General features: G+C 42.7%; 11 protein-coding genes. 5 read left to right on the top strand and 6 right to left on the bottom strand.

Features of this window, described 5'->3' with window-relative positions; translation table 11 throughout:
- Window positions 1-112: 112 nt before the first annotated feature.
- Complete coding sequence (locus RMZ42_RS14995; RefSeq protein WP_322672139.1) at window positions 113-943, bottom strand: lectin ESA-2; 831 nt, start codon at window positions 941-943, stop codon at window positions 113-115.
- A gap of 694 nt (window positions 944-1,637) precedes the next feature.
- Here RMZ42_RS14995 and RMZ42_RS14990 point away from each other — a divergent pair.
- Both RMZ42_RS14990 and RMZ42_RS14985 read left to right on the top strand, forming a co-directional pair.
- Complete coding sequence (locus RMZ42_RS14990; RefSeq protein WP_322672138.1) at window positions 1,638-2,069, top strand: DoxX family protein; 432 nt, start codon at window positions 1,638-1,640, stop codon at window positions 2,067-2,069.
- Between the two features lie 29 nt (window positions 2,070-2,098).
- The gene (locus RMZ42_RS14985) at window positions 2,099-2,665 is read left to right on the top strand and encodes a DUF2808 domain-containing protein (protein WP_322672137.1); all 567 of its coding nucleotides are present in this window, start codon (window positions 2,099-2,101) and stop codon (window positions 2,663-2,665) included.
- Here RMZ42_RS14985 and RMZ42_RS14980 read toward each other — a convergent pair.
- From RMZ42_RS14980 to RMZ42_RS14970, 3 genes are all read right to left on the bottom strand, one after another.
- Window positions 2,632-2,841 carry a type II toxin-antitoxin system VapC family toxin gene (locus RMZ42_RS14980; protein WP_322672136.1) on the bottom strand — a complete coding sequence of 70 codons (210 nt, stop codon included), beginning with the start codon at window positions 2,839-2,841 and terminating at the stop codon, window positions 2,632-2,634. The two genes, RMZ42_RS14985 and RMZ42_RS14980, sit on opposite strands and share 34 nt — an antisense overlap.
- Window positions 2,842-2,849: 8 nt before the next feature.
- Window positions 2,850-3,116 (bottom strand): DUF2281 domain-containing protein, encoded by a 267-nt coding sequence (locus RMZ42_RS14975; protein WP_322672135.1) that lies wholly within the window; start codon window positions 3,114-3,116, stop codon window positions 2,850-2,852.
- 209 nt (window positions 3,117-3,325) lie between these two features.
- A complete protein-coding gene (locus RMZ42_RS14970; RefSeq protein ID WP_322672134.1) occupies window positions 3,326-4,717 on the bottom strand; it encodes a serine/threonine-protein kinase in 1,392 nt (463 codons plus the stop codon).
- A 166-nt stretch (window positions 4,718-4,883) separates the two neighbouring features.
- Here RMZ42_RS14970 and RMZ42_RS14965 point away from each other — a divergent pair, with 166 nt between their 5' ends.
- Entirely contained in the window at window positions 4,884-5,078 is a 195-nt protein-coding gene (locus tag RMZ42_RS14965; protein ID WP_322672133.1) for a hypothetical protein, read from the top strand.
- A gap of 10 nt (window positions 5,079-5,088) precedes the next feature.
- Here the strand turns inward: RMZ42_RS14965 and RMZ42_RS14960 are convergent, their stop codons facing one another.
- Window positions 5,089-6,126 carry a serine/threonine-protein kinase gene (locus tag RMZ42_RS14960; RefSeq protein ID WP_322672132.1) on the bottom strand — a complete coding sequence of 346 codons (1,038 nt, stop codon included), beginning with the start codon at window positions 6,124-6,126 and terminating at the stop codon, window positions 5,089-5,091.
- A 434-nt stretch (window positions 6,127-6,560) separates the two neighbouring features.
- On the opposite strand from RMZ42_RS14960, the gene RMZ42_RS14955 reads away from it, so the two are divergent.
- On the top strand, window positions 6,561-7,880 hold the full coding sequence (locus tag RMZ42_RS14955) for an acetyl ornithine aminotransferase family protein (RefSeq protein ID WP_322672131.1): 1,320 nt from the start codon (window positions 6,561-6,563) through the stop codon (window positions 7,878-7,880).
- An 87-nt stretch (window positions 7,881-7,967) separates the two neighbouring features.
- A complete protein-coding gene (locus RMZ42_RS14950) occupies window positions 7,968-8,882 on the top strand; it encodes a DUF1338 domain-containing protein (RefSeq protein WP_322672130.1) in 915 nt (304 codons plus the stop codon).
- A 287-nt stretch (window positions 8,883-9,169) separates the two neighbouring features.
- On the opposite strand, the gene RMZ42_RS14945 is transcribed toward RMZ42_RS14950, so the two are convergent.
- Entirely contained in the window at window positions 9,170-12,103 is a 2,934-nt protein-coding gene (locus RMZ42_RS14945) for a hypothetical protein (protein WP_322672129.1), read from the bottom strand.
- Window positions 12,104-13,029: the final 926 nt, after the last annotated feature.

Here is a 13,029-nt window from a genome sequence, read left to right as displayed (position 1 = left end):
TGAGTTACCCTATAGTTACATCATAACCCCCTGCCACGAAACAGCGAGCAGGGGGTTAGGGGTGCGGTTCAGTACCTACTTAACCGAAAACCTATATAGGGCGATCGCCTTTTTAGATTTGGTGCGATCGGAAGCCGATAGGGCCTTCACCAGAATATGTCGTGGTTCCAGTTAGGGTCTTCCCACCATCATTAGATGTGACATTGAGCGCTACTACATTCTGTCCCACACGAGCACCGATTATCCAAGTCCCACCAGGATTCCAGGGTGCTGTATTACCACCCCACTGGTTTTCTACTGTGTAGTTGTTGCCAGCGACAATGTTACCTTTAAAGCCGATGGGGCCTTCACCAGCATAAGTGATAGTTCCAGTCAGGGTTTTACCGCCATCGTTCGATGTAATATCGATCGCAACAACATTTTGATTCGATCGAGAGCCAAGTACCCAAGTCCCACCAGGATTCCACGGAGCAGATGAGCCTCCCCATTGGTTTTCCACATTATAGACACGGCCATCAACAGCAGCACTCTTAAAACCGATGGGGCCTTCACCAGCATAAGTGATAGTTCCAGTCAGGGTTTTACCGCCGTCGCTCGATGTAATATCGATCGCAACAACATTTTGATTTGATCGAGCGCCAAGTACCCAAGTCCCGCCAGGATTCCACGGAGCAGATGAGCCTCCCCACTGGTTTTCTACGTTGTAGTTGTCGCTTCCAGTTAAGGTAGCCTTAAAACCGATGGGGCCTTCACCAGCATAAGTCGTAGTTCCATTAAGTGTTTTGCCGTTGTCACTTGATGAAACTTTGAGTTCGACAATGCGCTGATCTGCTCTAGCTCCAATTACCCATACTCCACCAGGATTCCATGGAGCAGATGCACCACCCCACTGATTTTGTACATTGTATAGATTATTAGCATTAGTGGTTGTTGTAGCTGTCATTGTTTTCCTCCAAAGTTTTGATTGTTTAGTCAAAGTGAATCTATAGCAATCCAATTTGATTTGGAAAAAATTACGCACAATTAACAATACCTTCGCCAAATTATGAGCCTTGACATCGAACAAACCTAAGATTTTAAATACTCCTTTTTGCCATGTAACAAAAAATTCCGTCATGAAAATTTTGTTCTGTATGGTTTTACAGAAGTATTTTTAACTGTCGTGTACATCTTAGTGCAGATTCTAGTTTCTGCCTCATATTCAAGCAAGCGCTTGTCTTAGGCTATTTTGGCAAAAGTATTGTTAAGCAGCAAATATTACTGTTTTGCGCTGTCGTAGTTATACTAATACAAGAGTAGTTAAAAATGCAAGCGTAATTAAAAAAATTTTGATAAAAATGTGGTTTTGCTTTACTAACCGAGCCGTGACATAGTTAATAAATCCTTTAGTATAGTCCGGTGCATCAGTTTTATTTATAGTTGCAATCACTTTTTTCAGGAGTAGCCCAGTTGTGAGTTCCGTTAGCGGATAGCTAGGTTTAGCCCGTGCTGAGTGCAATTATTGCTTTTTTACTCAGCATTGTTTTGGTAAGTACTTGGGAAAATTTTGTCGATTTTTACTCCTATTGACTCAATGCAGATTAACATCCATCAGTCAAACTGAAGTAATAGGGCAAGTATATAAAGAGGCAAAAACCATGAATAAGCATAAGGAAACATTACGTGTCATCCTTGCTATATCTATCATTGTGGTTGGAGTAACACACTTTCTTGTTCCACAAGAATATGTCAAAATCGTGCCGCCACAACTACCTTATCCTTTAGGATTAGTTTATCTCAGTGGCTTTTATGAAATTTTGGGTGGCATCGGGTTATTAGTTCCGCCTGTAAGTCAAGCTGCTGCTTGGGGACTTCTTGCTCTTTTTATTGCTGTTTACCCTGCCAATATTTACATGGCGGCTAATCTGATTAAGATTGAACATATACCAAATTCACCTTGGGTACACGTAGTTAGGCTTCCCCTTCAAGCCGTTTTAATTGCTTGGGCTTGGTGGTATACAAAATCTTCCTTTGGGGAAAAACAAGCTTCGATCGTTCCTCAGTCATTGATTCCCAAGGAACTAGAATAAGAATAAGTGCGTTTTTTTATATCTGAATTATGCGCCTTACAACTTTGTTTGGAATAACACTCTCGTTAACAATTGGCATTGGAGAAGTTACGCTGCCGGTGGCTCAAGCTGTGCAGCTTAGAGATGGCTTAGTCTATTTCGTCCAACCGCCAAAACTTGTTGAAGCGATAACTACTTACAAAGATGTTAATGTTTTGAGCGCAACTTACTATTTCACCATCAATGTGCCGGAAAATGCTGGAGAATCCCTCCAGAAGGTAACGATCGCCCAAAAAGAGGGGTCAGAATACATCCGCTACAATCTTGATGATACCCGTGCATTTGTCGGCACACGCGATCGCAAAGAAACGCAACTGCAACTAGGTTCAGTCATCAACGAGAGCAAGATACGCACGGTTTCTGTAATCTTCGATCCACCTGTAACTCCAGGACAGACAATTACCATCGCCCTCCGCCCTATAAGTAATCCCAGTTTTTCTGGTGTTTACTTATTGGGTGTTACTGCATTCCCTGTGGGTGAAAAATCTCACGGTCAATTTCTTGGGTTTGCACGATTTCAGTTTTACAGCAATAGAGGAAGTTGGTGGTTCCCATAGAAAGAATAGATTAAATTAGCAGCTTTTTGATGTGAGTTTTGTGCCATAAAGTGCAACTCACCAGCAACAATAACACTGGTTGCTAATTGTACCTGACCAAGCGATCGCAAGTGATTTACAACGCTAGGCACACCTTCCATCAAGAAAGAACAGTGATTAGTATCTAGTAGATACATAATTAAAATTATAGAGGTATGCGACTGTCATGAACTAGTTGCAGGCATTCTCTAATATCTGAACCTTCCCAACTGCCGATAAATTCTAATAAATCTTCAGCAGTAGAACCTGTTAAGGTGTGCTCTGTTGTAAGTGTTTGAGCAGGTTGGCTATCTGAAGATATGCTGTTTGTTTGATGTTTGGCTTGCAAAGATTGCACAAAGTCTAAAATTTCCTGCAATAAGGGTTCAGGTAATTTTTCTAGTTCTTGGTTAATTTGTTCTTTAATAGTCATTATTACCCCTGTATTTACATGGTTGAAAAACTGGGTACTAAATTTATATCCTAATCTAATATTGATTGCGGCTTTTTGTGTTTGCAAAGCGTGCGCCTGAGTACCTCGCTTATTTAAACAGTGCCAGGTAACGAAAAGCTAGAACCCGCAAGGCTTCGTGGAATATATCTTGTTCACAAAGTTTTACAAATCTCGTAAACCTTTATACATTACAATTTACAAGTCTGGACGCGAGAGAAGAAGTCATATTTAATTAGGGAGATGCCATTCTTAAAAGGGAGATGCCCCATGACATATAAATATAATAATTTTTCTAAAGGGAGATGCCCCTTAAGCGTAGGGAGATGCCCCTGGGTAGAGTCTAGCGAATAGTTGTATTCATATTCTTCTAACCAGCCTTCAAATTTGCGCCAGCCTAAGCGATCGCCCAAAAGACACTCCGTTTCATAATCTATTTTGCCACCGCATTCTAACCAAATGCGTTTTTGTACGCTAAAGCCAAAATGACCATTGCTGTATTTTACCCACAATTGGTCAATTGTGCGTAAATCTGTGCAGGGAAAATTTTTAATGGATTCATAATTAAGCCAGCCTTGCTGTTCTCTTTTGGCTACTTTCAGCATGACTCTGGTGGTTTCTTGGTTTGCTGCTTTCCATTGACCCGCTTTGAGTAAATTTTCTAGATTTTGGTAATTTACCCCCACATCTGGAGCTAATATCAATACTTCTATACTCTCAATTTCTACAAAATACCTCCCCGGTTGCGAGGAGGAGAGTAAATTCAACCACTCTTCCATTGTCTGGGGTCGATCTTTTGCCTCTAATGCCATGCCTTGCAGAATCGCTTCATTTACAGCATCACTAAGACTAGGGACAAGTTGCTTTGGTGGTACTAATTCCTCTTGATCGTACTTACGGTCAAATGAACTGGTGGGGCGTTGTCCAGTGATGGCATAGTACAATGATCCAGCTAAACAGTAGACATCAACTGTTGGGTGACGAATCCCTTTGCGCGTTAACTCATAGGGCGCAAATACCCTGTTACCAAAAGACCTAGACAGGGTACTCGGTGGGGACATATCGCCGGCAATACCAAAATCTATTAACACCGCTTTGCCAGAGTTAGGAATCCCTGAATTAAAGTTGAGCATAATATTAGGAGGAGTGACATCAAGATGTAAAACTCCTTTTTTATGTATTTCTACCAAAGCTAAACCCATTTGGCAAATGTATTTTACAGCTTCAGTTTCGGGTAATTTCCCTTGGCGTTGCACGTATTCCCATAAACTCTCGCCTGCTATATATTGCATCTCTAAGCAGTAGCGACCATCTTCTTCAACAAAAAAGTCGAATACTTGCACAATATGGGGATGTGAATCTGTACAACACATTGCTAGCATCTGTGCTTCTTTTTTGAAGCGTTCAAGGTATTTGGGATAATCTGGATCTCGTTGGACGCTTATGTTGGGGGTTTTGATGACAACTCGGCGGTTTAACTTGGTATGCATTACTTGGTAGGTAAGTGCAAAACCACCACCACCCAAGTATTTTTCTATCTTGTATTTGCCGTTATGTATTAGCTGTTCATTTTGCCAGAACATATACCCAATTTATTGATGCCTAATCTTGATTTTGACACGCTTTTTGTTGATTATGGTGGTTTGCATTGGTGAATTAGAAGGATAGCTCACGCAGAGGCGCAGAGACGAAGATTGAGGTTTTCTGGCTATTGCTAAACTAACTTTTGAAGTCGCAAAAGCAACAAATGTGACTTCAAAACTAACTATTGAAGTCGCAAAAGCAACAAATGCGACTTTAAAACTAACTTTTGGAGTCGCAAAAGCAACAAATCTGACTTTAAAACTAACTTTTGGAGTCGCAAAAGCAACAAATGCGACTTTAAAACTAACTTTTGGAGTCGCAAAAGCAACAAATGTGACTTCAAAACTAACTTTTGCGTAGACGTGGCCTACTACCTATTTTGTGGTTGAGTGGAAAAGGATGGGGTTTGTTGTGTCGGGGGTGCTGGTTTGCCTGGAAACCAATCTTTGAATAAGTCTGTGCCATCTTTGATTCCTGATATCAAGGCTGCAAATAATGCTAATACACTCATAAGTTCTAATATCCGTGCCCACAAAGGTTGTTTCCAAAGAAGTTTGGGAAGAGAAAGACTTGCTGTGTTTAAACCCAATTTCTTTAACCAGTCTTCTACTGTTTCGGGACGGTTGTCGGGTTGTAATTCCATTGCGTGGAGAATCGCTTGATTGACGCGATCGCTAATCTGATCGTTCAATTCTTTAGGTGGAATTAAACGCTTATTGTTATCTTGGCGCTCGATAGCACTTTCTGGCAGTTTTCCTGTTAATAAAAAATATAAAGTTGCCGCCAGAGAATAAATATCAGTCCAAGGTTTACGCCGCGCCTGTTGTCTAGGAGAGTTGGAATACAATTCAATTGGTGTAAATTTGTCAACCAAGTTACCGCGACTTGACACTGGGTTATCAACAAATCTTCGTGCTAAGTCGAAGTTTATCAAAACAACCTGATGCGTACCCGACCGCAAAATGATATTTTCAGGTTTCACATCTCGATGTAAAAATCCTTGTTCATGCACTACGATAAGTGCTTTTCCAATTTGTTGAATATAATCTAAAGCCTCTTTTTCAGGGAGAAATCCTCGCGGTTGGACAATCTTGGCTAAATTATCCCCTTGAATATACTCCATGACCATGCATTTTAAATCACCTGACTCGAAGGTATCAATGACTTGAACAATATTCGGATGTTTGCATATTGCTAGTTTACGGGATTCATCTGCAAAACCTGATTTTAAGCGATCGCGGTCTTCGTTACTTAATTGATTGAGCAAATTGGAATCCAATGTTTTAATCACAACATTCTTGCCATCCCGATCCTCAGCAAGATAAGTAATAGCGAAGTTCCCCTGTCCTAACTGTTGCTTAATTTCATACCGATCGCGGTGTAACTTTTGTCCAGATGCCCAAGTCATTCGTTGATTATCTCAGAGACTTGTATTAATTTTTGCATATAGCCATTCTCCTGTGGATATAATACAGCTTCTCTCAACAAATCTTCTGTAGCTTGTAGCCTGACATCTAATAGTGAAGCTGTTATACCAATTTAATGTGAAGTTGCACATATCTTGATCCCCCTAAATCCCCCTTAAAAAGGGGACTTTGAATTCCCCCCTTTTTAAGGGGGGCTAGGGGGGATCGAATTCTATGCAGCTTCAAAAAATGTAATATGACGCGATCGCAGAAGTTGTGTTATAAACACGGGCAAAGTCTTACAAAATACGAAAATCTTTACTATAAAGCTTTTTCGTTAAATGCGTAACTCCTATATCAATGGCATCAAATGCTACTGTCAGCAATCAAGCTTTAGCGTTTAATCATCAATAATCTTTAAAAAATAGAAAAAATTATGTTAAGTATTCCTATTAACCTAAATTTACCTTCTATACCCCGTTTAGTAACTTCCTTACCTGGGCCTCGCGCTCAAGCAATTGTACAACGCGATCGCGCCGTAACTTCTCCTTCTTACACCCGCGATTATCCGTTAGTGGTATCTCGCGGTCAGGGCTGTATGGTAGAAGATGTGGATGGCAATGTATTTCTGGATATGACCGCAGGTATTGCTGTCACCGCCACCGGACACGCTCACCCGGAAGTCGTCAAGGCAATTCAAGAACAGTCGGCGCGGCTGCTGCACATGTCAGGGACGGATTTTTATTATGAGCCGATGGTGGAACTAGCGGAACAATTAGCAATTCGCGCTCCCTTTCCCCACCCACAAGGTAATGCTGCATTTCCTGCAAAGATATTTTTTACCAATTCCGGGGCAGAATCGAACGAAGGAGCAATCAAACTAGCCCGATATTACACCAAGCGATCGCTAATCGTAGCCTTCTTAGGTGCATTTCACGGACGCACTTATGGAGCGATGTCTCTGACTGGTTCCAAAGCAGTGCAGCGAGCTAACTTTGGGCCTTTAGTTCCTGGGGTAACTCATATCGCTTATGGCACTCACGCTAGCTTAGATTACTTGGAACAACAGCTATTTACGACGATTTTACCACCGCAAGAAGTAGCGGCGATCGTCGTCGAACCGATTCAAGGAGAAGGTGGATATATCGTACCCGAAGATGGTTTCTTGCAGCGAATTCGGGAGATATGCGATCGCCACGGTATTCTGATGGTAGTGGATGAAGTACAAGCGGGAATGGGGCGGACTGGTCGCTTATTTGCGATCGAGCATTGGAATGTGATGCCTGATATCATTACTACTGCTAAAGGTATCGCCAGTGGTATGCCCTTAGGAGCGATACTTGCCAGACCAGAGTTAATGACTTGGCCTCCTGGTTCTCACGCTACTACATTTGGCGGTAATCCCGTAGCTTGTGCTGCTGGTATTGCCACACTGCGATTGTTGGAAAGTGGTTTAATGAGCAACGCTACCCAGATGGGAGAATTCTTACAATCTAGTCTTACCGAGTTGCATCAAAGATTTCCCAGAGTATCATCGCCACGAGGTAAAGGTTTGATGGTAGCGGTAGATTTATTAGATGAACAGGGTAATCTCGATTATAAATTGCGCGATCGCATTATTCAAGAAGCTTTTTTACGCGGTTTATTATTGCTAGGTTGCGGTAAAGCAGCAATTCGTTTTTGTCCACCTTTAGTTATCGACAGCAACCAAATTCAAACTGCCCTTCAGATTATCAGCGAGATTTTAAGCTCTTAAAATATGAGGGAGAACAAAAAAGAAATAACCAGTGCTTAATGTCCAATGACAAATGACAAATGACAAATGACAAGTGACAAATGACAAATGACAAATAAAATAGCCCTTAATTTATGGAAATTACTTTGGCAAGAATACAGCGCTAGGGTAAATCATGCTCGTACCTACCAGCAAATGATTACTGCTGCGGGTGGGACTGTCGCCAACGACCACATCGCCTTTCGGTCATTGCGTTTATTAGTAGATACTCCACAAGGTAAACTTAACTTAGGAATTGACTATCTCGCACAACTTGCAGAAGCTTTGGGTTATGTGGCGGCTGGAGAGTATACTTTTGCTCAAACTCATTTGTACGCCCGTCATTATCATCATCCGCAGCAAGAGGAATTTAATTTACCCAAGCTGTTTATCAGCGAGTTAATTGTCGAAGAATTGCCTAATAATATTGCTCAACTCATCTCTAAAACAGTATCTTCAATCCCAGACAAACTCATCTCACCCCTTACTCTTCTACAAAAAGATGCGGACTTGGAAATTATCGCCAAACAACTCCAACAAGTCTTCACCCGTCCTTGGCTACCTCCCCAGCGTTCTGTTGTCGAAGAGGTGAATCAGGTTACTCAGTATGGGGCTTGGGTGTTGCTGCATGGATATGCTGTCAACCACTTTACAGGCTACGTCAACGGCCAAAATACTCCAGAATATCCAGATATTGATACCACCGCCAGTGCTTTAGCTAACCTGGGTGTACCAATGAAAGCAGAGATAGAGGGAAATATTGCTTGTGGTTTGCGGCAAACTGCGACTCAAGCAGTCACCGAAATAGTGACAGTATTAGATGATAACAGTGGTGCAGAAATTCAGATTCCTTGGACTTACGCCTATTATGAAATTGCCCAGCGCTATCTAGTAGAAATGGAATCTGGAAAGCAGGTACTTTTCGATGCTTTTCTAGGAAGTAATGCCCAACAATTGTTTGAAATGACTCGTCTATCTAAATAGCCGAGAGTTGTTATACCAATTGGAAAAAAGAATGCAACAAATAGACCATTTGTAGAGACGCGATTCATAAGCCAGCGCGTTGCGGGGGTTCCCACGCCACTTGCTCCACTTAGGGAAACCCCATCGCCCTTGGCGTCTCCCCTTGGGAGAAGACCGCAGTGGCTCCCCGTTGTAGCGACTGGCGTCGCGTCTTTACCCAAAAATGTGTTGCAATCATTAATTGAATTGGTATTAGTAAAGGATTCAATTTCAAAATTCCGAGCTAGTAGTTTCGTGTTTTGGACAAACTACACTTGCAAGACAAAATCTGATGCAGTGAGAGTTGGCGCACCGGTTAGAGTTGCAAATAGACCACCACTGCCAAAACCAGCCGCACTGCCATTTTGGTTGTAAAACAACTGCCCACTCACAGCGTCATAGACAATTTTCGCCGTGCTAGTGCCTGCTAAATTAGTGACTTGAAAATCACTGGTATTACTAAAACCATTTCCCGCAACAGAGGTAATGGCATTAAAGAAAGTTATATCCAGTACAATCTTGTCACCTTCAGAACTATTAAAGTCACTAATGGTATTTACTACAAAAGTAGAAGGAGAAAGTTTGGAAAAATCCTTTTTGTACACAAATCTATCAGCACCTGCACCGCCAACGAGAGTATCATATTCTTCACTACCAATGAAGGTATCATCATTACCAATGAGGGTATCATTACCAGCGCCGCCTCGTAGCAAATCGTTGCCACCCTTGCCGTTGATGATATCATCACCTCCCTGACCATTAATCACATCATTGGAATCGTCAAAACCTGTGATGTTATTGTTAAGGTCATTGAGGAATGTCACCGTGTTCTTATTAAACAAGTTAGTTTGAGTGGAGTTGGCATCGAAGACATCAAAACTGTCAGCGATGCTGGTCTGTCCATCAAACAGGATATTGCCGATCGCAGCTCTGCTACCTAATACTGGTAAATTATCCAAGTATTCTAGTTGAAAGTCTTGCAGGATGACTTTGGTGTTGGCGATATCTTCAAAAGTGACTTCTAGATTGTTACCATTTTGAGTTAATTGCAGATTTTTAGCAGTCAATCCCAATCCTGTAAAGTTCAGCGTGTCAACTTGAGAAATCACCCCTGATGAAGGATTTGTGCCTTTGCCAATGCCGCCAAAGTCCGTGATGGTGTCGATACCATCGCCAGGGAGAAAGATAAATTTATCTTGACCACCGTTACCTGTGAGGATATCGTTACTAGCTTTTCCATCGATAATATTGTTGTTGAGTGTGCCGATGAGGATATCTGCACTCTTAGTTCCCGTGATGAATTTCTGGACAATACCCAAGGTGGTAGTTGCTACTGCACTGGTATTACTAAAACCTTGCCCGTCATTAACGACAAACTCAATTGTAGTGTTAGCAGTAGCGGCAGCAGTATTATTGTAGGTAAGGCTGTTAAGAACTTGTCGGTAATTGGCAATGGTATCTGTGCCGCTCAAGGTGAGAGTGCCCGTGGTGGGGTTGTAGGTAGAAGTGATGTTACCAATAGCAGTGGCATTAAGACTTTCGGCTGCGCCATTAAAAAGATTAGTAATGGTAATGGTGACACCAGCTAAGGTAGTGGTATTATTGTCACTTAGGGTGAAATTGCGATCGAGGATGGAGACGGGAGTACCGCTAAAGGTAGTGCTAAAATCAATTCCCTCTGAATTGCCGTTGAGGTCAAGAACAGGAGCGCGGTTGCCAAACGCCACGTAGGTGTTCTGCAATGAGTTATAAAAAGGTCCGCTGAAGTCGCCATATAGTGTGCTGACAATCAGGTCGTCGATGCCGTCACTGTTGATATCTCCCGCACTGCTGTTGACAGCGGAGCTAAATAAGCTACCTGTGGCGCTTTTGATGGTAAAGCCATTAGTGCCGTTGAGGGTGGAGAGGTCGAGTTGGGGACGAAAACCGTCCTTGCTACCAAACACTACGTAGCTCTCCCCTAAACCCAATCCTCCCCCGATAATCAGGTCGTCGATGCCGTTGCCGTTGATGTCTCCCGCGCTGCTGACAGACGAGCCTGAGTAGTAAGTTATATTAGTGCCGTTGATAGTAAAGCCATTAATGCCGTTGAGGGTAGAGAGGTTGAATTGAGCATCAAAACCGCCCTTGCTACCAAACACCACGTAGCTCTGCCCTGAGTAATTGCCGTTGGGCCTGGCATCTGGTGCCCCGATAATCAAGTCGTCGATGCCGTCGCCGTTGATATCTCCCGCACTACTGACAGACGAGCCTAAACGGTCTTCTTGATTGATGCCGTTGATAATAAAGCCATTAGTGCCGTTGAGCGTGGAGAGGTTAAATTGGGCATCAAAACCGTTCTTGCTGCCAAACACCACGTAGCTCTGCCCTGAACCGAAGCCTGAACCGAAGCCGTTGGGGTCAGCAAGGAATGCCCCGATAATCAGGTCGTCGATGCCGTCACCGTTGATATCTCCGGCACTGCTGACAGACCAGCCTGAGAAGTCACTTTCTTCGATGCCGTTGATGGCAAAGCCATTAGTGCCATTGAGGGTTGAGAGGTTGAATTGGGCATCAAAACTGTTCTTGCTGCCAAACACCACGTAGCTCTGCCCTGAATTAGAGCCGTTAGGGTCAGCATAGCCTGCCCCGATAATCAGGTCGTCGATGCCGTCATCGTTGATGTCTCCGGCACTGCTGACAGACCAGCCTGAGAAGTCACCTTCATTGATGCCGTTGATAGTAAAGCCATTAGTTCCGTTGAGGGTAGAGAGGTTGAATTGGGCATCAAAACCAGACTTGCTGCCAAACACCACGTAGCTCTGCCCTGAATTGGAGCCGTTCGGGTCAGCAGAGCGTGCACCAATAATCACATCGTCGATGCCGTCGCCGTTGATGTCTCCGGCATTACTGACAGAGCCTAATAAGTCACCTTCATTGATGCCGTTGATAGTAAAGCCATTGGTGCCGTTGAGGGAGGAAAGGCTGAATTCGTCATCAAAACCGCCTTTGCTGCCAAACACCACGTAGCTCTGCCCTGAACTGTATAAGCCGTTGGGGGAAGCAAGGAATACCCCGATAATCACATCGTCGATGCCGTCGCCATTTATGTCTCCCGCATTGCTGACAGAACTTCGTGCACTGTCACCTTTATTGATGTCGTTAATAGCAAAGCCCTGAGTGGCGTTGAGATTTAAAAGGTTAAAAGTTGAATTTGCCATCATGTCTCCAGTTTAGTTTTTATAAGTTATTTGTCCTTGGTCATTAGCAAAGACACTTGTACCGCTTCTCTACAAGACGCTGCATGAACGGGTAATTCGTAATTCCCATTGCATAAGGATTTTAGACATTTTATAAGGGTGGCTCATTTACACCAATCTGTACTATGAGGCTGAGTACCAAGCTGCTTGGTCAGAATTTTTTACGAAAATCCTAATCTAATTTGCTCTTCCAGCCTTTACCGCACTGCCATTAAATTGTCAATTTGTTACTGCGTTGTAGATTGGGCGATCGCACCTGCTCTCTTCTAAAATTGAGCTATCTATTAATATTTCCCCGCTTACTCTCTTTGATGCCTCTCTGCTGCCACATCTGACCGATCGCAGTAATTGAATAATTTGTAATTCGTAATTGTAATTCGTAATTATAAAATTTAATCACGAATTACAAGATTACAATTACGAATTGTATTGATAGTGCTCTTTTGGTGTCAGCTAGTTAACCGATCTGACTTTGCAAGCAAAAATTACTTTGATAACCGTTAAATCACTTAAATACTCTTATAAATATCTAAGCATTGTCAAGAGGCTGGGTGTGATTTTGATAAAGTTATAGTGAATTTTAGGAAGTGCTATATAAAGTTTTTACGTCACCGATAGCGTATCTCTACGGGGAAACAAGCTACACGCAGCGTCTCCAAGAGTTGCGTTAGTGAGTCTGGTTTGCAACAGGCTCTTGCATTCGAGCGTCACAGTCCATCGTAGACATTGCAGTCTTTTTATAGATTGTGTTGAGGAATGAAACCCAACATTTGCGCGTTTGTTGACTAAAGTTTGGGTTCAACACACCTTAAACCATAGCGTTAGTAACGAAAATAACGATTTGAGTAGCTAAAATGGTGCTTTTGTAACGAAAACTCTGATGTTTGTCA

The sequence above is a fragment of the Nostoc sp. DedQUE05 genome (assembly GCF_034530955.1).
Lineage (GTDB): Bacteria > Cyanobacteriota > Cyanobacteriia > Cyanobacteriales > Nostocaceae > Nostoc.
This window is presented reverse-complemented; position numbering and strand designations above follow the sequence as displayed.

Coding starts and splice junctions, on each gene's coding strand:
- RMZ42_RS14950 (WP_322672130.1), top strand. CDS start 7,968: ATGACAAATAAAATAGCCCTTAATTTATGGAAATTACTTTGGCAAGAA.
- RMZ42_RS14995 (WP_322672139.1), bottom strand. CDS start 943: ATGACAGCTACAACAACCACTAATGCTAATAATCTATACAATGTACAA.
- RMZ42_RS14955 (WP_322672131.1), top strand. CDS start 6,561: ATGTTAAGTATTCCTATTAACCTAAATTTACCTTCTATACCCCGTTTA.
- RMZ42_RS14985 (WP_322672137.1), top strand. CDS start 2,099: ATGCGCCTTACAACTTTGTTTGGAATAACACTCTCGTTAACAATTGGC.
- RMZ42_RS14975 (WP_322672135.1), bottom strand. CDS start 3,116: ATGACTATTAAAGAACAAATTAACCAAGAACTAGAAAAATTACCTGAA.
- RMZ42_RS14960 (WP_322672132.1), bottom strand. CDS start 6,126: ATGACTTGGGCATCTGGACAAAAGTTACACCGCGATCGGTATGAAATT.
- RMZ42_RS14945 (WP_322672129.1), bottom strand. CDS start 12,103: ATGATGGCAAATTCAACTTTTAACCTTTTAAATCTCAACGCCACTCAG.
- RMZ42_RS14990 (WP_322672138.1), top strand. CDS start 1,638: ATGAATAAGCATAAGGAAACATTACGTGTCATCCTTGCTATATCTATC.
- RMZ42_RS14970 (WP_322672134.1), bottom strand. CDS start 4,717: ATGTTCTGGCAAAATGAACAGCTAATACATAACGGCAAATACAAGATA.
- RMZ42_RS14980 (WP_322672136.1), bottom strand. CDS start 2,841: ATGTATCTACTAGATACTAATCACTGTTCTTTCTTGATGGAAGGTGTG.